Consider the following 20,724-nt stretch of genomic DNA (forward strand, 5'->3'; position numbering starts at 1 on the left):
GCCGGGGGCCGGCCCCCCCCGCCCCGTCCCGCGGGGGGGGCGCCCGCGGGGGGGGCGCCCGCCGTACGGGCGACTGCCGTGCAGGTGCCCGGCCCGTACGGGCGGGCGGCTGCCGTACGGGCGGGCGGCTGCCGTACGGCCCGCGCCGTACGGCCACCGCCGTACGGGCGACTGCCGTACGGAGCGCCGCCGTACGGACCACCGCCGTACGAGTGGTGGCGTGCGGCGGTGGGCCGGACGGCGGTGGGTCCGTACGGACACCCACCGCCCGCGTCGGCTACAGCGTCTTGCCCGTCGCCGGCCCCACCAGCAGGCCCTCGCCGAAGCGGTCCACCCGGACCGTGTCGCCGTCCTTGATCTCGCCGGCCAGGATCTCCTTGGCGAGGCGGTCGCCGATGGCCGTCTGGACCAGGCGGCGCAGCGGACGGGCGCCGTAGGCCGGGTCCATGCCCTCGTCGGCGAGCCAGGCCAGCGCCTCCGGAGTGACCTCCAGCGTCAGGCGCCGTTCCGCCAGCCGCTTGGCGAGGCGGTCGATGGCGAGCTTCGCGATCCGGCTCAGTTCCTCCTTGGTGAGGGCCGAGAAGACCACCAGGTCGTCCAGCCGGTTGAGGAACTCCGGCTTGAAGGAGGCCCGGACGACCTCCAGGACCTGTTCCTTCTTCTCCTCCTCGCTGGTGATCGGGTCGATCAGGAACTGGCTGCCGAGGTTGGAGGTGAGGATGAGGATGGTGTTGCGGAAGTCGACCGTGCGGCCCTGGCCGTCGGTGAGCCGGCCGTCGTCCAGCACCTGGAGCAGGATGTCGAAGACCTCCGGGTGCGCCTTCTCCACCTCGTCCAGCAGCACCACGCTGTACGGCCGCCGCCGCACCGCCTCGGTGAGCTGGCCGCCCTCCTCGTAGCCGACGTAGCCGGGCGGGGCGCCGACCAGCCGGGCCACGCTGTGCTTCTCGCTGTACTCCGACATGTCGATGCGGACCATCGCCCGCTCGTCGTCGAACAGGAAGTCCGCGAGCGCCTTGGCCAGCTCCGTCTTGCCCACGCCCGTCGGGCCGAGGAAGAGGAAGGAGCCGGTGGGCCGGTCAGGGTCGGCGATGCCGGCGCGGGAGCGGCGCACCGCGTCGGAGACCGCGCGCACGGCCTCGCCCTGGCCGATCAGCCGCTTGCCGATCTCGTCCTCCATGCGCAGCAGCTTCTGCGTCTCGCCCTCCAGCAGGCGGCCGGCCGGGATGCCGGTCCAGGAGGCGACGACGTCGGCGATGTCGTCGGGGCCGACCTCCTCCTTGACCATGGTGTCCTTGGCGGCCTCCTCCTCGGCGCGCGAGGCGGCCTCCAGTTCCTTCTCCAGGTCCGGGATCTCGCCGTACAGCAGCTTGGAGGCGGTGTCGAAGTCGCCGTCGCGCTGGGCGCGTTCGGCCTGGCCGCGCAGGTCGTCCAGCTTCTCCTTCAGCTCGCCGACCCGGTTGAGGGACTGCTTCTCCTTCTCCCAGCGGGCGGTCAGGCCGCGCAGCTCCTCCTCCTTGTCGGCGAGGTCGCGGCGCAGCTTCTCCAGCCGTTCGCGGGAGGCGGCGTCGGTCTCCTTGTCGAGCGCCAGCTCCTCCATCCGCAGCCGGTCCACCGCGCGCTGGAGTTCGTCGATCTCGACGGGCGAGGAGTCGATCTCCATCCGGAGCCGGGAGGCGGCCTCGTCGACGAGGTCGATCGCCTTGTCGGGCAGGAAACGGGAGGTGATGTAGCGGTCGGACAGGGTCGCGGCGGCCACCAGCGCGGAGTCGTTGATCTGCACCTTGTGGTGGGCCTCGTAGCGGCCCTTGAGCCCGCGCAGGATCGCGATGGAGTCCTCCACGCTGGGCTCGGCGACCAGCACCTGCTGGAAGCGGCGCTCCAGGGCCGGGTCCTTCTCGATCCGCTCGCGGTACTCGTCCAGCGTGGTCGCGCCGACCATGCGCAGCTCGCCGCGGGCCAGCATCGGCTTGAGCATGTTGCCCGCGTCCATCGCGGAGTCGCCGCCGGCGCCCGCGCCGACGACCGTGTGCAGCTCGTCGATGAAGGTGATGATCTGCCCGTCGGACTCCTTGATCTCCGCCAGGACGGTCTTCAGCCGCTCCTCGAACTCGCCGCGGTACTTCGCACCCGCGACCATCGCGCCGAGGTCGAGGGCGACCAGCCGCTTGTCCTTCAGGGACTCGGGCACGTCGCCCTTGACGATCCGCTGGGCGAGCCCCTCCACGACGGCGGTCTTGCCGACGCCGGGCTCACCGATGAGGACCGGGTTGTTCTTGGTGCGCCGCGACAGCACCTGGACGACACGGCGGATCTCCTGGTCCCGGCCGATGACCGGGTCCAGCTTCCCCTCGCGCGCCGCCGCGGTGAAGTCGGTGCCGAACTTCTCCAGGGCCTTGTACTGGCCCTCGGGGTCGGGTGTGGTCACCCGGCGCCCTCCCCTCGCCTTCTGGAACGCCTCTTGCAGCTTCTTCGCACTGGCGCCCTGCCGCTGAAGCACCTCGCCGGCCGCGCCGCCCTTCGCGGCGATGCCGAGGAGCAGGTGCTCGGTGGACAGGTACTCGTCGCCCAGGTCCTTCGCGCGGCTCTGCGCGTCCGCGATCACCGCCAGCAGCTCGCGGTTGGGCTGCGGCGGCGCCACGGTGGAACCGGTCACGCTCGGCAGGGACGCGAGGACGCGCTCGGCGCCCGCGCGGACCGACGCCTGGTCGGCGTCGACGGCGGACAGCAGGTCGATGATGTTCTCGTTGTCCTGCCCCTCCAGCAGCGCGAGGAGCAGGTGGGCCGGGGTCAGGTCGGGGTGCCCCCCGGTCACGGCCCGGTTGCCGGCGGCCTGAATGGCGTCCCGGCTCCTGTTGGTCAGCTCGGCGTCCACGGTCGCTTCTCTCCTCCTCGGCGTCGGCGGTCTGCCAGATCCCGCGTCACGTCTTCCCTCTGCCACGTCTTCCCGTGCTGACTCGGTCAACGTGCACAAAGTTGAGTCTATTCCACTCAAGGTGGTTCCGGGAGGCCTGTTTTCCCGCGGGCGCGCCCGGATCGGCCGGATTCCACGCTCCGGGCCGCCGGGGTCCGCGTTTCGGGTCGGCCGGGTTCCGCGTTTCGGGCCGGGCGCGGTCCACGCCCCGGGTCGGCCGGATTCCACGCTCCAGACCGACCGGATTCCGCGCCCCGGGGTCGGCCGGATTCCGCGCCCCGGGCAAGCCGGGTTCCGCATCCCGGCCCGGGCAAGCTCCACGCTCCGGCCCGGGCAAGCTCCGCCCTCCGGCCCGGTCAAGCCTCCGCGCCTCCGGTTGGCTAAGTTCCGTCCATGGCCACCACCCCGTACGCCCAGGACCCGGGCGACCCCGACGCGCCGTACCTCAGCTTCTGGCGGGAGCGGCACATCTGCACGCTGACCACGCTCCGCCCCGACGGCACCCCGCACGTCGTCCCGGTCGGGGTCACCTACGACCCCGCGGCGCGGCTGGCCAGGGTGATTTCCAGCGGGACGAGTGCGAAGGTGCGCCATGTGCGGGCGGCGGGCGAGGAGGGGGCGCCGGTGGCCGTGTGCCAGGTGGACGGCCGGCGGTGGGCGACGCTGGAGGGACGCGCGTACGTCCGGGACGAGCCGGAGCGCGTGGCGGAGGCGGAGCGCCGTTACACCGAGCGCTACCAAAGGCCCCCGAGGCCGAACCCGGCCCGTGTGGTCATCGAGATCGAACTGACCCGGGCGCTGGGACGCGGCTGAGAAGACCCGGGCGCTGGGGCGCGGCTGAGAAGAACGGCCTGAAAGAGCTGTTTCCGGCCACAGCCCGGGATGGCACATATCCGCGCGAAGGGCACAAACTGCAGCGGCGTCACCGTGTTCAGGTCACGGTGACGCCGCTGCGGGGGGAAGCACCTGAGCGATCTGTTACGACGGGGGAATCGCGTCAGGCACTGCGGGGGGTGGCTGAGATGGTCCTGATGTCGGCGGGTTCCGGCGCCACCTGCCGGTGGTCCCGCTGGTCCAGGTTCACAAAGATCATTCCGTACCGGATGGCACACCGCACGGGCTTCGGCGCCCCGCGGGGCCGGCGCAGGCACCGGAAGGCCCGCACGTCTCCGTCCTCGTCCCGGGTGACGACGACCGGCTCACCGAAGACGGTCACCATCAACGAGTCACCGCTGTGGGGGATGGCGGTGACCAGGTCGATGAAGTGCCATCCGGAGCGGTAGGCGGTGGCCATCTCGCGGCGGAAGGATCGGTCGTCGGGTGGTGTGGTCACGTCAGCTCCCGGTTACGCCCGTCGCGACATCGGCGCCATCGGCGAGCCCGGAACTCGCCGCCACCGCCGGCCAGCTGGTGTTCGCCCGAACATCGCCTTTCGCACCGGAGAGGCCACTCAGCGCACCAAGGGCTGCAACGGCGGAGAAGGCGGCGACAAGCACCGAGCGAAGCAGTCTGTTACGCATAATCGGCTTCGTCCTCACTTGAAGATCCCCTTTTCCCCCGTCAGGTACGACGATGGCTCATTCAGGCACGTCATGGCCACCCAAACGGTGCATCATGTTCCTGCATGTTCAGGAGCCTGGGGGGTGGAGATTTGGCCACGAATCAAACAAATGGGACACACCCCCATTCGTTGAACGAGGTGTGTGAAGAGGGCAGCCGCCTGTACGCGGCCGCTCTGCGGGCGGGACGCATCAGCCGCGCCGACGCCGAGCCGGCCCCGTGCCTGCTGGAATCCGCCCTGCTCCACCCCGATCCGGACGACCCCGGCTGGCTGCGCCCGCTGCCGCCGGCGGTCGCCCTGGCCCGGCGGCTCAACCCCATCGAGCGCGAGATCGCCCAGCGCCGGCGGCTCGCCATGGACATCGCCGACACCTTCGAGCAGTTCCTGGCCTTCAGCGGCGAATCGGCCGCCGGCAGCGACTCCATCACGGTCCTGGAGGGCGGCGAGCGGATCAACGCCGCGCTCAACCTGGCCACGGCCCAGTGCCGGACCGAGGTGCTCACCGTCCAGCCGAGCGACCGCATGTCCGAACGCAGTCTCCTGCTGGGGCTGGAGCGCGACAGGCCGCTGATCGAACGCGGGGTGCGGATCCGGACGCTGTACCAGCACACCGCCCGCTACAGCCAGGAGAAGCTGGCCTACGCCGCGCAGCTGTCCGACGGCAAGGTCGAGTACCGGTCCATCGACGAGCTGGTGGAACGGCTCATCATCTGCGACGAGACGGTCGCCTTCATTCCCACCCGCGACGACCAGCAGGTCGCGCTGGAACTGCGCCACCCGGGACTGGTCCGCTATCTGATCAAGGTCTTCGAGTTCATGTGGAGCCGCGCGGTGCCGCTGAGCGCCGGGGCGCCCTACGAGACCGCCGCCGACGGCATCACGGAGATCCAGCACTCCATCGCCAAGCTCCTGGTGGAGGGCCACGTCGACGAGGCCATCGCCCGCCGCCTGGGCATGAACGTCCGCACCTGCCGGGCGCACATCGCCAAGCTGGCCTCGGCCCTGGGCAGCGGCAGCCGGGCGCAGCTCGGCTATCTCATCGCGCAGTCGGGGATCCTGGAGCAGACGCATTGAGATCCGTGGGACCAGCCGCGTGAGCCCGCCACCGCACCCGGAGCACGACGCGCAGGACCTGTGTCCGGCCGGGACGGCGCTGTACGAGCGCGCCCTGCGGCAGGGCGGCCTGCACGCCGACGAGGCCGCCGAAGCCCCCTGCCTGGCCGCCTGCGGCCTGCTGCGCCCCGCGGACGGCGAGCCGGACCTGCTGACGCCGGCCGCCCCGGCCGCCGTCCTGCACCGGCTGCTGCGCGCCTCCGCGGAGCGCGTCGCGCGGGAGCGGCGCGGCGAGGAACTCCTGACCCGGCGCTTCGCCCCGCTGCTGCGGCTCCACGCCCGAAGCGCCCGGGAGACCGGCCCGTCGTCCGTACGGCTCGTGGCCGGCACCGAGGCCATCAACCAGGCCATCACGGGCTCGATGGCCGCCGCCTCCGGGGAGATGCTCTGCATCCAGCCCCCGGTCCGGCGCGCGGGCATCCGGCGGTCCGAGGCGGGGGAGGCGCGCTCCCTGGTCCGGGACCAGGACCTGCTCGACCGCGGTGGCCGGATCCGCACCCTCTACCAGCACACGCACCGCCATCTCCCCCTCGCCCAGGCCCGGTACGAACAGCTCCGGGGCGACGTGGAGGCCCGCACCCTCGACGAGGTGACCGACCGCCTCATCGTCATCGACCGCGCCGTCGCGTACCTGCCCGCCGACGAGGACAGCACCCTCGCCCTCGAAGTCCGCCAGCCCGCCCTCGTCTCCTACCTGGTCACCGTCTTCGAACGCCTCTGGCCGCTCGCCGTCCCGATGCACCCGAAGCCGCCCCGCCGCCCCGCCCCCGACGGCATCACCCACCGCCAGCACGCCATCGCCGCCCTCCTCGTCGAGGGCCACACCGACGCCGTCATCGCCGACCGCCTCGGCATGAACATCCGCACCGCACGCGAGCACATCGCCAGACTCGCCGCCACCCTCGGCAGCACCAGCCGCGCCCAACTCGGCTACCTCATCGCACGATCCGGCATCCTGAAGCACCGCTGACGCCCGACGGAAGGAACCCCGGTGAGCCCGGCACCGCATACCGAGCACGGCCCGGAAGACCTCTGCGCCGCGGGAGCGGCCCTGTACGAACGCGCCCTGCGCGAGGGGCACGTGAGTGCCCGGGAGGCCGCCGAGGTCCCCTGTCTGCTCGACCACGGCCTCCTGCACCCCGCCGTCCACGACCCGGAGCGGTGCGAGCCGGCGCATCCCGCGGCCGCCCTGCACCGGCTGCTGCGCGCCTCCGGCGAGCGCATCGCCCGGGAGCGGCGGCGCGAGGAGCGGCTGACCGAGACCTTCGGGGCGCTGATCCGGGCGGCGGGCGTCCGGCCGGCGGCGGACGGCTCCGGTCTGCGGCTGCTCGGCGGCGTCCCGCGGATCAACCTGGCCATCACCGAAGCCATGGCCGGCGCATCCAGCGAACTCCTGTGCGTCCAGCCCAACGTCCGCTACGGCAACCAGCGCGACCGTACGGCCTCGGCCGTGGCCATGGAACGCGACCAGGCCCTGCTCGACCGCGGCGGCCGCATCCGCACCCTCTACCAGCACACCCAGCGCCACGCCCTCCTGGTGCTCGCCCGGTACGAGGAACTGCGCGGCGACGTCGAGGCGCGGTCCCTGGACGAGGTGACCGACCGGCTCATCGTCGTCGACCGCGCCGTCGCGTACCTGCCCGCCAACGAGGACAGCAGCCTCGCCCTCGAAGTCCGCCACCCCGCGCTGGTCTCCTTCCTCGCCACCGCCTTCGACCGGCTCTGGCGGCTGGCCACCCCCATGTACCCGCACACCGCCCAGCAGCCCTCACCGCCCGGCATCACCCCCCGCCAGCACGCCATAGCCGCCCTCCTGGTCGAAGGGCACACCGACGCCGTCATCGCCGACCGCCTCGGCATGAACATCCGCACCGCCCGCGAGCACATCGCCAAACTCGCCGCCACCCTCGGCAGCACCAGCCGCGCCCAACTCGGCTACCTCATCGGGCGGTCCGGGATCCTCGACCGGGAGCGCTGACCGCGGACGCGCCGTCGGCGCCCGGCGGGCCGTCCAGGCCCGCCTGCGCGATCCGCACGCCCAGCTGCGTACGGCTGGCCGCGCCGAGCGTCTCCGACAGCCGGGCGATGTGCGCCCGGCAGGTGCGCACGCTGATCCCGAGCCGTTCGGCGATCACCGCGTCCTGGTGGCCCTCGGCCAGCAGCGCCGCGATGGACCGCTCCCGGTGCGAGATGCCCTCGATGCCGGTGTCGGGCAGCGGCGCGGTGAGCGGGATGGCCAGGCGCCAGAGGCGTTCGAAGACCGTCACCAGGTACTCCACCAGCGCCGGGTGGCGCAGCTCCAGCGCCATGGTGCGGTCGGCGTTGGCGGGGACGAAGGCGACCGTGCGGTCGAACAGGATCAGCCGGTCGATCACCTCGTCCAGCGTGCGCGCCTCGACCGCGTCGCCCATCAGCTCCAGATAGTTGAGCAGGCCCTGCCCGTGCCGGGCCACGTGCGTGTACAGGTCGCGCATGCGCACGCCCCGGCCGCGCAGCGCCAGCGCCCGGGGCAGGCCCTCCGACAGCTCGTGCTCGCGCCGGATGCCGCCGGGCTGCACGGTCAGCACCTCGGTGCGGCACGCCTCGGTCGCCTCGTCCATGGCCGCCTGGATGCGGGAGAGGCCGTCCAGGACGCGTATCGCGCTGCCCTCGCCGGTGGCGGCGGGCGCCCGCACCTGGCGGCCGAGGCCGGCGTAGCGCTCGTAGGCGGCCACCGCCGAGCCGACCCGGCGGTGGCTCGCGCTCACCTCGTCGTACATCCCGCGCAGCAGACGGGTCATGACCTCCTGCGGCGCGGTGGGCACCAGGAAGTCCATGTCGTCGGGGTCCGGGTGCAGCAGCGCCAGTTCCAGCAGGCACGGCACCGGCTCGGCGTCCCGGCGCGGCACCCGGCCGCGGCGCACGGCGCGCGAGTACACCCGCTCCCCGGTGTCGCACAGTCGGTCGGCACCGTGCGGGTGCTCCTGGGTCCCGTGCCCGGCCATGGCCCGTCACACCCCCCGGTCTCCGCGTCTTCCGCAGCGCAACTATGCGCGGCCCGGACCGGCTGTGCAACACGGCTCCGCGCGGCCCGGACGCTCGTATGCCCCGGTGTCAGCCGGTATGTACGGGCCTCCGTACGACGCCTTGCAACAACCTGACCAGGAAAACACGGGCGGGCGCCGGCCCGGGCGGAAGGACCGCGGACCGGCGGGGTCCGGGCCGGGCGGAAGGACCGCGGACCGGAGGGGTCCGGGCCGGGCTACTTGAGGCCCGCCGCCGCGCACGCGGAGCGGTACGCCGCCGTGCAGATCTCGGAGGTCTTGTAGATGCCGTCGGCGATCACGGTGTCCTTGATGTTCGACTTGGTCAGGGCGACCACCGGCACCAGCTGGGCCGGGATGTTCTTGGTGGTCGGGCTGGTGACCTTGTCCCGGGTCAGGGAGTCGAACTGGATGTCCTTGCCCTGCACCTTGGCGACGGCCATCTCGGCGGCGTTCTCCGCCTCCGTCGGGTAGGACTTGTACACGCTCATGTACTGCTCGTCGGCGAGGATGCGCTGCACGGCGTCGAGTTCGGCGTCCTGGCCGGTGATCGGCGGCAGCTTGGTGACGCCCGCGGCGTGCAGGGCCTTGATGATGCCGCCCGCCATGCCGTCGTTGGCCGAATAGACGCCGGCGATGTTGCCGAGGCCGATCGCCTTGATCGCCTCGGCCATGTTGGCCTGGGCGTTCTCCGGCTTCCAGTCCTTGGTGTCGTAGGACTTGGCGACCGTCACCTTGCCGGTCAGCTGGGCGAGCGCGCCCTCCTTGAACTGCTTGGCGTTCGGGTCGGTGGGCGAGCCGTTCATCATGACGATCTTGGCGGCGCCCGTGGAGCCCACCGCGTCCAGCAGCGAGCGGCCCTGCACCTCGCCGACCAGCTCGTTGTCGAAGGAGATGTACGCGTCGATCGGGCCCTCGGCGAGCCGGTCGTAGGCGATGACGGGGATGCCCGCGTCCCTGGCCTTCTTCACCTGGTCGGCGATGGCGTGCGAGTCCACGGCGTCCAGCAGGATGACGTCCATCCGGTCGTCGATCATCTTCTGCATCTGCTCGGCCTGCTTGGTCGCGCTCGCCCCGGCGTTGGCGTACTCGACCACGCCCTGCTTGTTGGTCAGCTCGGCGACCTTGCTCTTGATGATCGGCGCGTCGAACTTGTCGTACCGCGTGTTCGCCGTCTCCGGCAGCAGCAGGCCCACCTTGACGTCGTTGCCCTTGGACGGGCTCGCCTGGCTGCTGCTGCCCGACCCGCCGAGCGCCCCGCAGGCGGCCAGCGAGAGGGACAGCGTGGACGCGGCCACGGCTATGGCGATACGACGCATCGAGGTGCTCACTTCTGGTGCCTTCCGGACGAGGACGCAGCATTGCGACCCAGGTGACTGAAAAGCCAACGCGGCAGGCGGTACCGGCGTCAAGCCGTCCCGCTTAACGAGATGACAACGCCCGTTCCGCTTGCCTGTGAAAAACTCGCGAAGCCTTGCGCAATCCCTCTCCAAACACCCTTTACGGGCCCTCCATCAACTCCCGTGCCGCGCCCGGGCGGCACGCCGAAGGGCCGGGAGGCGTACGCCTCCCGGCCCTTGGACATGGCGGGAATCAGTCCGACTGCTGCTGCCGCTTGGGCCGCCACACCACCAGCGCGCTGGTCTGCTGGACCTCCTGGTAGGGGACCAGGTCCCGGCGGTAGGAGGCGTGGACGGCGGCCTCGCGCTGACGCATCGTGGCCGCGGCGCCCTCCAGGGCCGACTGCAGCTCCGCGACGCGGGACTGGAGCGCGGCGACCTGGTTCTCCAGTTCGATGATCCGTTTGATGCCGGCCAGGTTGATGCCCTCGTCCTGCGACAACTGCTGCACCTGGCGGAGCAGTTCGATGTCACGGGCCGAGTAGCGGCGGCCCCGTCCGGCGGTGCGGTCGGGGGACACCAGGCCCAGCCGGTCGTACTGACGGAGGGTCTGCGGGTGCAGTCCGGACAGCTGCGCCGCCACGGAGATGACGTACACCGGTGTGTCTTCCGTCAGTTCGTACGGGTTACGACGGCGGCCGTCCATCTCCTCATGCTCCCTTCGCGGCCTCGAACAGCTCCGCCCGCGGGTCCTCGCCCGCGGTCGCCTCGCGATACGCCTCCAGCGCGTCACGAGCCTTCCCCGACACGTCCTTCGGGACACTCACCTCGACGGTGACCAGCAGATCGCCCCGGGAGCCGTCCTTGCGGACCGCGCCCTTGCCGCGCGCCCGCATCGTCCGGCCGTTCGGCGTGCCGGCGGGCAGCTTCAGCGTCACCGGCGGCCCGCCGAGCGTGGGCACCCGCACCTCGCCGCCGAGCGCGGCCTCGTCGAACGTGACCGGCACGGTGACCGTGAGGTTGTCGCCCTTGCGGCCGAAGACCGGGTGCTCACCGACGTGCACCACCACGTACAGATCGCCCGCCGGGCCGCCGCGCTCGCCCGGCGCGCCCTTGCCGCGCAGCCGGATGCGCTGCCCGTCGGACACCCCGGCCGGGATGCGGACCTGCATCGTCCGGGACGACTTGGCGCGCCCGGAGCCCTTGCAGACCTCGCACGGGTGCTCCGCGATCAGCCCGCGGCCCTTGCAGTCCGGGCACGGGTCGGTCAACGAGAACCCGCCGCCCGAGCCGCGCGCCACCTGCCCGGTGCCGACGCAGGTCGGGCACACGCGCGGCGTGCCGTTCTTGTCGCCGGTGCCCGAACAGGCCTTGCAGGGCTGCTGGCTGGACATCCGCAGCGGGACCGTGGCCCCTTCGATGGCCTCGGTGAAGCTCAGCGTGACCTCGGACTCGATGTCCTGGCCGCGCCGCGGCTGCGTCCGCGTGCCCGCGCCGGCGCCGCCCCGGTTGAACAGGCCCCCGAAGACGTCGCCGAGCCCGCCGCCGAAGCCGCCGCCCTGGCCGCCCCCGCCCTGGGCGCCCCCGAAGAGGTCGCCCAGGTCGAAGTTGAACGAGCCGCCGCCCGGTCCCGGGCGGAAGCCGCCGCTGCCGAACAGGGCGCGCGCCTCGTCGTACTCCTTGCGCTTCTTGGGGTCGCCGAGGACGTCGTTCGCCTCGGAGATCTCCTTGAAACGTTCTTCCGCCTTGGCGTTGCCCTTGTTGGCGTCCGGGTGGAACTCGCGGGCGAGCTTCCGGTACGCCTTCTTGATCTCGGCCTCGGTCGCGTCCTTGGGGACGCCGAGGACCTTGTAGTAGTCCTTCTCGATGAAGTCCTTGGTGCTCATCCCCGACGTCCCTCCTCTCGTGCGTCGCCTGCTATCGCGTCAGCCCTCCTCCGGGCCACCGCTGTCCTTGTCGTCGGCCTGCTCGGCGGCCTTCTCCGAGCCGGCCTCGTCCGCGGACTTGACGGTCTGCGCGCCGGGCTGCGGCTCGGCCACGGCCACCCGCGCGGGGCGGATGGTGCGCTCGCCGATCCGATACCCGGGCTGCAGGATGGCCACGCACGTCGTCTCGGTGACGTCCGGCGCGTAGCTGTGCATCAGCGCCTCGTGGATCGTCGGGTCGAAGGGCTCGCCCTCCTTGCCGAACTGCTGCAGCCCCATCTTGGCGGCCACGGTCTCCAGCGACTCGGCGACGGACTTGAAACCGCCCACCAGTTCGCCGTGTTCCCGGGCGCGCCCGATGTCGTCGAGCACGGGCAGGAGCTCGGTCAGGAGGTTCGCGATGGCGATCTCCTTGACCGCGATCCGGTCCCGCTCGACCCGGCGCCGGTAGTTCTGGTACTCGGCCTGGAGCCGCTGGAGGTCCGCGGTGCGCTCGCTCAGCGCGGTGCGCACCTGGTCCAGCTGCGCCGTCAGACCGGCCTTCTCGCTCGCGTCCCCGGCCGGGGCCGCCGCCTCCTCGGAGGAGGCGGCCTTCGGCTCGGCGTCGTCAGGGGTGGCGCCGGAGGGGACGTCGGGCTTCTCGTCAAAACCCGGGGTCTCCTCCGTCACGCGGCACCGTCCTTGCGCTCGTCGTCGACGATCTCGGCGTCCACCACGTCGTCGTCGGCCTTCGCCTGGCCGGCGCCCGCGTCACCGGCGCCGCCGGCGGCCTGCGCGCCCTGGGCGTCGGCGTACATGGCCTGGCCGAGCTTCTGGGAGACGGCGGCGACCTTCTCCGTGGCGGTGCGGATCTCGGCGCTGTCCTCGCCCTTGAGCTTCTCCTTCAGCTCGGCGACGGCCTCCTCGACCTCGGTCTTCACCTCGCCCGGGACCTTGTCCTCGTTGTCCTTGAGGAACTTCTCGGTCTGGTAGACGAGCTGCTCGCCCTGGTTGCGGGTCTCGGCGGCCTCGCGGCGGCGGTGGTCCTCCTCCGCGTACTGCTCGGCCTCCTGGCGCATGCGGTCGACCTCGTCCTTCGGCAGCGAGGAGCCGCCGGTGACGGTCATCTTCTGCTCCTTGCCCGTGCCCAGGTCCTTCGCGGTCACGTGCATGATGCCGTTGGCGTCGATGTCGAAGGAGACCTCGATCTGCGGGACGCCGCGCGGCGCCGGCGGCAGACCGGTCAGCTCGAACATGCCGAGCTTCTTGTTGTACGCGGCGATCTCGCGCTCACCCTGGTAGACCTGGATCTGCACCGACGGCTGGTTGTCCTCGGCCGTGGTGAAGATCTCCGAGCGCTTGGTCGGGATCGTGGTGTTGCGCTCGATCAGCTTGGTCATGATGCCGCCCTTGGTCTCGATGCCGAGGGACAGCGGGGTGACGTCGAGCAGCAGGACGTCCTTGACCTCGCCCTTGAGGACACCGGCCTGGAGCGAGGCGCCGATGGCGACGACCTCGTCCGGGTTGACGCCCTTGTTGGCCTCCTTGCCGCCGGTCAGCTCCTTGACCAGCTCGGCGACGGCGGGCATACGGGTCGAGCCGCCGACGAGGACGACGTGGTCGATCTCGTTGATCGAGATGCCGGCGTCCTTGATGACGTTGTGGAACGGCGTCTTGCAGCGCTCCAGGAGGTCCGCGGTCAGCTGCTGGAACTGGGCGCGGGTGAGCTTCTCGTCCAGGTGCAGCGGGCCCTCGGCGGACGCCGTGATGTAGGGCAGGTTGATCGAGGTCTCGGTGGACGAGGACAGCTCGATCTTGGCCTTCTCCGCCGCCTCGCGCAGGCGCTGGAGGGCCATCTTGTCCTTGGACAGGTCCACGCCGTGGCCGGACTGGAACTGCTTGACCAGGTAGTCGACGACGCGCTGGTCCCAGTCGTCGCCGCCGAGGTGGTTGTCGCCGTTGGTGGCCTTCACCTCGACGACGCCGTCGCCGATCTCCAGCAGGGACACGTCGAAGGTGCCGCCGCCGAGGTCGAAGACGAGGATCGTCTGGTCGTCCTTGTCGAGGCCGTACGCCAGGGCGGCGGCGGTCGGCTCGTTGACGATGCGCAGTACGTTCAGACCGGCGATCTCGCCGGCCTCCTTGGTGGCCTGGCGCTCGGCGTCGTTGAAGTACGCCGGGACGGTGATGACCGCGTCGGTCACCTTCTCGCCCAGGTAGGCCTCGGCGTCCCGCTTCAGCTTCTGCAGCACGAAGGCGCTGATCTGCTGGGGGTTGAAGTCCTTGCCGTCGAGGTTGATCTTCCAGTCGGTGCCCATGTGGCGCTTGACCGACCGGATGGTCCTGTCGACGTTGGTGACCGCCTGGCGCTTGGCCACCTCGCCGACCAGCACCTCGCCGTTCTTGGCGAAGGCGACGACGGACGGCGTGGTCCTGGCGCCCTCGGCGTTGGTGATGACGGTGGGCTCGCCGCCCTCCAGAACGCTGACGACGGAGTTAGTCGTGCCCAGGTCGATGCCGACCGCACGTGCCATGGTGAATTCCTCCAGCTGACTTGAGTGGAACTGACTCAAGTGTGCCCCACGCCCGGGAACGGGTCAAGAGACCTGAGTGGAGGAGGCTCAACTCTTATCCATCCCTTACACGCAACGACTCCCTGAGCTGCGAGGACGCGGACTGCTGGGGCGGCGGGGCCGGCGCCTGGCCCCGGGAGGCGGGCGGGACGCGCATCCCGCGCGCGTCCGCGCCGGGGCCGCGGGGAGCGCCCAGGGCGCCCGTTCCCCCGGGCGCCCTCCGGCCCTTGGCCGGCGTCTCGTCTCCTGCCCGGCCACGACCGCCGTAAGCCTCGAAAGGGGACATTCTGGCGGACGATCTGTTGCTCGTGGGGGTGGGGGCGGCCGAGGGGGCGGGGAAACCGGTCCCGGTGGTGCGGTGGGCGCCGGTGTCACGGCCGCGGCGGGCGCCGGTGTCGCGCGCGGCGCGCGGGTCGCGGTGGCTTCCGGTGGGGCGGCCGAGGGTGGTGTGGCGGCCGAAGGTGGTGTGGCGGTGGGTGGCCGTGCCCGGCGGGCCGCCGGGGCGGCGCGGGCCGTAGACCCGCACCCGCAGCAGGGCGAGGACGGCGGCCAGCACCGCGCCCGCCGCCCACAGCGCGCCCGTCGGCGCGAGCCACCCCGTGTGCACCAGCACCCCGACCAGCACCGTCGCGAAGGCGGCGACGCCGAGCAGCACGGTCGCGCCCGGCGGGGTCAGGCCGAGGCGGCGCAGCCGGTGCGCGAGGTGGTCGGGGCCGCGCCGCCTGAGCGGCCGCCCGGCCAGCCGCCGGGACAGGACCACGAGCACCGCGTCGGCGCTCGCCAGCGCGGTGAGGCCGAAGAGCACGGCGGCGGTGGGGCCGGCGTCGTACCCCGTGCGGACGAGGACGGCCGAGGCGGCGAGCACGAAGCCGGTGAACAGGGAGCCGCAGGCGCCGAAGGCGATCCGCGCGGGATGCCAGTTGTGCATCAGGAAGCCGGTGAGGGCGGCGGCCAGGATGCTGAGCAGCACCGCGAGGTCGTCCATCATCTCCGCCGCCGCGCAGGCGCCCGCGCCGAACGCGGTCAGCACGCCGACGGTGCCGGCGAGCCCGTCGGCGTGATCGAGCCCGCGGAAGGCGGCGGCGACACAGGCGATCCAGGCCACCGCGGCGAGCCCCGCGGGCAGCCCGGTCTCGTCGTACGGCACCACGAAGGCCGCCGCGACCGCCGTGCCCACCAGCAGGATCCGGTTGCTGAGCCGCCACACGTCGGCGACCAGCCCGAGGACGGCGACCCCGGCCCCGGCGGCGAGCAGCCGGCCCACCCCGTCGCCGAGCGGCGCCGCGCCGGTCCAGCCGCCCGCGGCCGCGACCAGGCAGGTGCTGGCCACCACGGCCACGCCGCCGAGCAGCGGCACCGGCCGCACCCGCCGCCGGTCGACCAGCCCGAGGCGCAGCGCGGGCGCCCGGAACAGGGCCGAGAGCACGGCGGCCAGGAGCAGGGCGGTGGTGGCGGTGGCGATCCCGTAGAGCACGGTTCTTAAATTAGGGGTATATCGGGCGATTGGGTGTGAATAACACGATCGGAACAGAGTTCGATGCGGATTCGTACGCCTTCGCGCGCCCGCGCGCGACGCGGGTCCGGCGGGAGGACGGCACGTCAGGTGACCCTCAGCGACTCAGATCACCCCGCGCCCGGCTACATTGCGACGGAGGATGGGGGTAGTCTCAAACGGACTGCATAAGTTACCGCTTAGTAATTTCGAGGCCGCCTCACAGGAGCCCCAATGCAACTCGCCGCGATCATCGTGTCGCTGGTCCTGATCGTGGTCGGCGTGGCACTGTTCGGCCGCGCCGTCTGGCAGATCTACCGGTATCTGCGGCTCGGCCAGTCCGTGCCCGCCGGCACCCGGACCGACGAACCCGTGCAGCGCACCGTCACCGTGGTCAAGGAGTTCCTCGGCCACACCCGGATGAACCGCTGGGGCGTCGTGGGCGTGGCGCACTGGTTCGTGGCGGTGGGCTTCTTCACCCTGCTACTGACGATCGTCAACGCCATCGGACAGCTGTTCAAGGCCGACTGGATCCTGCCGATCATCGGCGAGTGGGCGCCGTACAACGTCTACGTCGAGTTCATCGGCACGATGACGATCATCGGCATCCTGGTCCTCATCGCGATCCGCCAGCTGAGCCACCCGCGCGTCCCGGGCCGCAAGTCCCGCTTCGCCGGCTCGAACTTCGGCCAGGCCTACTTCGTCGAGACGGTCATCCTCGTCGTCGGCGTCTGCATCTTCATGCTGCACGCCCTGGAGGGCGCCCAGCACCACGTGGACGAGTACGAGGCGTCGTTCTTCCTCTCCTACCCGGTGGTCTCCTGGCTGCGGGGCATGGACGTCTCCACGCTGCAGAACCTCACCTACTTCTTCGCCGGCCTGAAGATCGCGACCTCGTTCATCTGGATGATCACGGTCGCCCTGAAGACCGACATGGGTGTGGCCTGGCACCGCTTCCTGGCCTTCCCGAACATCTGGTTCAAACGCGAGGCGGACGGCGGCACGGCGCTCGGCGCGCTGCAGCCGATGACCTCGGGCGGCAAGGCGATCGACTTCACCGACCCGGGCGAGGACGACGTGTTCGGCGTCTCCCAGGTCGAGCAGTTCTCCTGGAAGGGCCTGCTGGACTTCTCCACCTGCACCGAGTGCGGCCGCTGCCAGTCGCAGTGCCCCGCGTGGAACACCGGCAAGCCGCTCTCCCCCAAGCTCCTGATCATGTCCCTGCGCGACCACGCGCACGCCAAGGCCCCCTACCTGCTGGCCGGCGGCGGCAAGACCATGGAGGGCGAGGAGAAGGCGTCCGAGGAGCAGCTGGCCGGCGTGCCCGCCGCCGCCCTCGCCGAGGCCGAGCGCCCGCTGATCGGCACCGCCGAGGAGAACGGCGTCATCGACCCCGACGTGCTGTGGTCGTGCACGACGTGCGGCGCGTGTGTGGAGCAGTGCCCGGTGGACATCGAGCACGTGGACCACATCGTGGACATGCGCCGCTACCAGGTGATGATCGAGTCGGCGTTCCCGTCCGAGGCGGGCACGATGCTCAAGAACCTGGAGAAGAAGGGCAACCCCTGGGGCCTGGCCAAGAAGCAGCGCCTGGAGTGGACCAAGGAGGTCGACTTCGAGGTCCCGGTCGTCGGCAAGGACATCGAGGACCTCTCCGAGGTCGAGTACCTGTACTGGGTCGGCTGCGCCGGCGCGCTGGAGGACCGGGCGAAGAAGACCACGAAGGCCTTCGCCGAGCTGCTGCACATCGCGGGCGTCAAGTTCGCGATCATGGGCGGCGACGAGAAGTGCACCGGCGACTCCGCCCGCCGCCTGGGCAACGAGCCCCTGTTCCAGGAACTCGGCATGGAGAACGTGGCCGCGCTGAACATGGCGTTCGGCGAGGACGACGAGGACCCGGCGACCAGGAAGCCCAAGTCGGCCAAGAAGATCGTCGCGACCTGCCCGCACTGCCTCAACACCATCGGCAACGAGTACCCGCAGCTCGGCGGCGACTACGAGGTCATCCACCACACCCAGCTGCTCCAGCACCTGGTGGACGAGGGCAAGCTCGTCCCGGTCACCCCGGTCGAGGGCATCATCACCTACCACGACCCCTGCTACCTGGGCCGCCACAACAAGATCTACACCCCGCCGCGGGAGATCATCGGCAAGGTCCCGGGCCTCAGGAACGAGGAGATGCACCGCCACAAGGAACGCGGCTTCTGCTGCGGCGCCGGCGGCGCCCGGATGTGGATGGAGGAGCGGATCGGCAAGCGCATCAACAACGAGCGCGTCGACGAAGCCCTGTCGTTGAACCCGGACATCGTCTCCACCGCCTGCCCGTTCTGCCTGGTCATGCTCACCGACTCCGTCAACGGCAAGAAGAACGACGGCAAGGCCAAGGAGTCCATCCAGGTCGTGGACGTCGCCCAGCTGCTGCTGGACTCCGTCAAGACCCCGGTGGACGAGCCCCCGGCGGGCGAGGCGGACAGCGAGTCCGCCCCGGAGCCGGAGCCGGTGAAGTAACGGCTCCCCGCGCGTGAACGACGCCCCCGGCCCGTAGGACTTCCTACGGGCCGGGGGCGTCTTGGTGCGGACCGGGGGCGTCTTCGTGCGGGCCGGGGATGTCTTCGTGCGCCCGCCGGTAGCGGACGCGTCGGAGGCGAACCCGGCAGCCGGGCGAACCCGGCAGCCGGGGTCAGGCGCCCTTGGGGGCCGCCTGCTGGACCACCTCGAAGGACCAGAGGGTGGAGCCGGTGGCCGCGGGCCGCTGCGGCTGGCCGCCGCCCTCTCCGCCGCCGCCGTGGTGCGCGGCCTTCATCGGCCCCTCCATCCAGGCCTGGAAGGACTCCTCGTCCCGCCAGCGGGTGTAGACGAGGTAGGTGTCGGTGCCCTCGACGGGACGCAGCAGCTCGAACCACTCGAACCCGTCGGAGTTCTCCACGGCGTGCGCACGGGAGGCGAAGCGCTTCTCCAGCGTCTCCCGCTGCTCGGCCGGCACGGTCAGCACATTGATCTTGACTACGCTCATGCTCCCCATCCTGCCCGCTGTCCGCCGCGCTGTCCGGCAGGTACGGGAGTGGCGTAGGGGAGCCGTGGGGGGCGGCGTACGGGAAACATGGGGGGACGTGCGGGAGGTCGTACGGGAGGCCCCTTAGGGGATGTCACAGCTCGGCCGCAAAGCCGGGCGCGAACCCCCGGCCCAGGCACGTCACTCCGCGCGACCGGGTACGTTCGAGGGCGTGGCTGGATTCAGGAACGGACGCGGCGGACGGGACGACCGTGCCCCGCAAGCGCGCCCCCAACAACCCCCGTACGGGCAGCAGAGCCCCCCGGGCTCCCCGCCGTACGGCTATCCGCCGGCGTCGTCGCAGCCGTACCCGCAGCAGCAACCGCAGCACGGCCGGCCGCACTACGCGGGCGGCGGACCGGGCGCGGGCCAGGGCGGCGGCGCGGGCGGCTGGCCCCCGGTGAACGGCGGACCGGCCGGTCCCGGCGGGCACGGCGGCGGATACGGCGGCCAGGGCGGCTACGGCGGTCACGGCGAGCCGGAGTACTTCGGCGACGGCGGCGCGCAGCCGCACGGCGGCGCCGACCCGTACGCGGCCGACAACCCGGGGCACACCCAGGCGTTCGCGATCGGCGAGGACCCGTATTCGCAGGGCGAGACCTACCAGGCGGGCTCGGCCCCGGCCGGCCCGATCGGCCCCCGGCTGCACTGGAAGGACCTGCTGCGCGGCATCGTCCTGTCCCCGCAGCAGACGTTCCTGCAGATGCGCGACTACACGATGTGGGGCCCGGCCCTCATCGTGACGTTCGTCTACGGCCTGCTGGCGGTCTTCGGCTTCGACGGCGCCCGCAAGGACGCGATCAACGCCACCCTGTCCAACGCCATCCCGATCGTGCTGATCACGGCCGTGGCCATGATGATCAGCGCCTTCGTCCTGGGCGTGGTCACCCACACCCTGGCCCGCCAGCTGGGCGGCGACGGCGCCTGGCAGCCCACGGTCGGCCTGTCCATGCTGATCATGTCCCTCACGGACGCGCCGCGCCTGATCGTGGCGATGTTCGCGGGCGGCGACGCGGGCTTCGTCCAGGTGCTCGGCTGGGCCACGTGGGTGGCGGGCGGCGTCCTGCTGACGCTGATGGTGAGCAAGTCGCACGACCTGCCGTGGCCGAAGGCGCTGGGGGCGTCGGCGATCCAGCTGATCGCGCTGCTGTCGATCGTGAAGCTGGGAACGTTCTAGAGATTCCGAGGTTCCATGGACGTGCGGAAGGGGGCCGGCTACAGCCGGCCCCCTCCCGCACGTCAGGCCTCCGCCGCTCAGGCGTCGAGAACCTGCCCCGACCGCTTGACCACGGGCGGCTCGACGGACCACGGGAAGTTGATCCAGTCGTCGGTGCGCTTCCAGACGTACTCGCACTTCACCAGCGAGTGGGACTTCTCGTAGACGACGGCGCTGCGCACCTCGGCGACGGTGTCGAGGCAGAAGTCGCGGACCAGCTTGAGGGTCTTGCCGGTGTCGGCGACGTCGTCGGTGATCAGGACCTTCTTGTCGGAGAAGTCGATCACGTTCGGGACGGGCGCGAGCATGACGGGCATCTCCAGCGTCGTGCCGACGCCGGTGTAGAACTCCACGTTCACCAGGTGGATGTTCTTGCAGTCCAGGGCGTAGGCGAGGCCGCCGGCGACGAAGACGCCGCCGCGCGCGATGCTGAGGACGATGTCGGGCTCGTAGCCGTCGTCGGCGATGGTCTGCGCGAGTTCGCGCACCGCGGCGCCGAACCGCTCGTAGGTGAGGTTCTCTCGTACGTCGCTCAT

The 20,724-nt window shown here is 71.4% G+C and carries 17 protein-coding genes; 6 read left to right on the forward strand and 11 right to left on the reverse strand.

Translation table 11 applies throughout. From position 1 onward, the window contains the following. Positions 1 to 277 precede the first annotated feature (277 nt). The gene (gene clpB / locus K7787_RS25950) at positions 278 to 2,875 is read right to left on the reverse strand and encodes an ATP-dependent chaperone ClpB (protein ID WP_009189749.1); all 2,598 of its coding nucleotides are present in this window, start codon (positions 2,873 to 2,875) and stop codon (positions 278 to 280) included. Between the two features lie 432 nt (positions 2,876 to 3,307). Here clpB and K7787_RS25955 point away from each other — a divergent pair, with 432 nt between their 5' ends. Continuing rightward, a complete protein-coding gene (locus K7787_RS25955) occupies positions 3,308 to 3,727 on the forward strand; it encodes a pyridoxamine 5'-phosphate oxidase family protein (protein ID WP_009189748.1) in 420 nt (139 codons plus the stop codon). A 184-nt stretch (positions 3,728 to 3,911) separates the two neighbouring features. Here the strand turns inward: K7787_RS25955 and K7787_RS25960 are convergent, their stop codons facing one another. Then, complete coding sequence (locus K7787_RS25960; protein WP_009189747.1) at positions 3,912 to 4,247, reverse strand: Rieske (2Fe-2S) protein; 336 nt, start codon at positions 4,245 to 4,247, stop codon at positions 3,912 to 3,914. Positions 4,248 to 4,538: 291 nt separating this feature from the next. Here K7787_RS25960 and K7787_RS25965 point away from each other — a divergent pair, with 291 nt between their 5' ends. From K7787_RS25965 to K7787_RS25975, 3 genes are read left to right on the forward strand one after another with little or no spacing between them, the layout of a single operon-like run. Continuing rightward, positions 4,539 to 5,549: a helix-turn-helix domain-containing protein gene (locus tag K7787_RS25965; protein WP_009189746.1), complete on the forward strand. Its 1,011-nt coding sequence runs from the start codon at positions 4,539 to 4,541 to the stop codon at positions 5,547 to 5,549. A 19-nt stretch (positions 5,550 to 5,568) separates the two neighbouring features. Beyond that, positions 5,569 to 6,558, forward strand: coding sequence for a helix-turn-helix domain-containing protein (locus K7787_RS25970; RefSeq protein WP_223003134.1), 990 nt, complete (start codon positions 5,569 to 5,571; stop codon positions 6,556 to 6,558). A 21-nt stretch (positions 6,559 to 6,579) separates the two neighbouring features. Next, positions 6,580 to 7,566 (forward strand): helix-turn-helix domain-containing protein, encoded by a 987-nt coding sequence (locus tag K7787_RS25975; RefSeq protein WP_009189744.1) that lies wholly within the window; start codon positions 6,580 to 6,582, stop codon positions 7,564 to 7,566. On the opposite strand, the gene K7787_RS25980 is transcribed toward K7787_RS25975, so the two are convergent. From K7787_RS25980 to K7787_RS26010, 7 genes are all read right to left on the reverse strand, one after another. Next, positions 7,529 to 8,572 (reverse strand): helix-turn-helix transcriptional regulator, encoded by a 1,044-nt coding sequence (locus tag K7787_RS25980; protein WP_009189743.1) that lies wholly within the window; start codon positions 8,570 to 8,572, stop codon positions 7,529 to 7,531. The genes K7787_RS25975 and K7787_RS25980 overlap by 38 nt on opposite strands. A 257-nt stretch (positions 8,573 to 8,829) precedes the next feature. After that, on the reverse strand, positions 8,830 to 9,930 hold the full coding sequence (locus K7787_RS25985) for a sugar ABC transporter substrate-binding protein (protein ID WP_043261823.1): 1,101 nt from the start codon (positions 9,928 to 9,930) through the stop codon (positions 8,830 to 8,832). A 274-nt stretch (positions 9,931 to 10,204) separates the two neighbouring features. Next, on the reverse strand, positions 10,205 to 10,657 hold the full coding sequence (locus tag K7787_RS25990) for a heat shock protein transcriptional repressor HspR (protein WP_009189739.1): 453 nt from the start codon (positions 10,655 to 10,657) through the stop codon (positions 10,205 to 10,207). A 4-nt stretch (positions 10,658 to 10,661) separates the two neighbouring features. After that, positions 10,662 to 11,837, reverse strand: a complete 1,176-nt coding sequence (dnaJ, locus tag K7787_RS25995) for a molecular chaperone DnaJ (protein WP_019983316.1) — start codon at positions 11,835 to 11,837, stop codon at positions 10,662 to 10,664. Between the two features lie 39 nt (positions 11,838 to 11,876). Then, on the reverse strand, positions 11,877 to 12,545 hold the full coding sequence (gene grpE / locus K7787_RS26000) for a nucleotide exchange factor GrpE (RefSeq protein WP_009189736.1): 669 nt from the start codon (positions 12,543 to 12,545) through the stop codon (positions 11,877 to 11,879). Next, positions 12,542 to 14,389 (reverse strand): molecular chaperone DnaK, encoded by a 1,848-nt coding sequence (gene dnaK, locus K7787_RS26005; protein WP_019983315.1) that lies wholly within the window; start codon positions 14,387 to 14,389, stop codon positions 12,542 to 12,544. The genes grpE and dnaK overlap by 4 nt, the downstream gene beginning before the upstream one ends. A 94-nt stretch (positions 14,390 to 14,483) precedes the next feature. Beyond that, positions 14,484 to 15,902, reverse strand: a complete 1,419-nt coding sequence (locus K7787_RS26010) for an MraY family glycosyltransferase (protein WP_223003135.1) — start codon at positions 15,900 to 15,902, stop codon at positions 14,484 to 14,486. 252 nt (positions 15,903 to 16,154) lie between these two features. Here K7787_RS26010 and K7787_RS26015 point away from each other — a divergent pair, with 252 nt between their 5' ends. Then, a complete protein-coding gene (locus tag K7787_RS26015) occupies positions 16,155 to 18,428 on the forward strand; it encodes a (Fe-S)-binding protein (RefSeq protein WP_009189733.1) in 2,274 nt (757 codons plus the stop codon). A gap of 172 nt (positions 18,429 to 18,600) precedes the next feature. On the opposite strand, the gene K7787_RS26020 is transcribed toward K7787_RS26015, so the two are convergent. After that, positions 18,601 to 18,933 carry an antibiotic biosynthesis monooxygenase family protein gene (locus tag K7787_RS26020; protein WP_009189732.1) on the reverse strand — a complete coding sequence of 111 codons (333 nt, stop codon included), beginning with the start codon at positions 18,931 to 18,933 and terminating at the stop codon, positions 18,601 to 18,603. Between the two features lie 130 nt (positions 18,934 to 19,063). Between K7787_RS26020 and K7787_RS26025 the strand changes: the two genes are divergently transcribed. After that, a complete protein-coding gene (locus K7787_RS26025; protein ID WP_078512066.1) occupies positions 19,064 to 20,149 on the forward strand; it encodes a Yip1 family protein in 1,086 nt (361 codons plus the stop codon). 77 nt (positions 20,150 to 20,226) lie between these two features. On the opposite strand, the gene K7787_RS26030 is transcribed toward K7787_RS26025, so the two are convergent. After that, a complete protein-coding gene (locus K7787_RS26030; RefSeq protein WP_009189730.1) occupies positions 20,227 to 20,724 on the reverse strand; it encodes a phosphoribosyltransferase in 498 nt (165 codons plus the stop codon).

It is taken from the genome of Streptomyces sennicomposti (assembly GCF_019890635.1).
Taxonomy (GTDB): Bacteria; Actinomycetota; Actinomycetes; order Streptomycetales; family Streptomycetaceae; genus Streptomyces; species Streptomyces sennicomposti.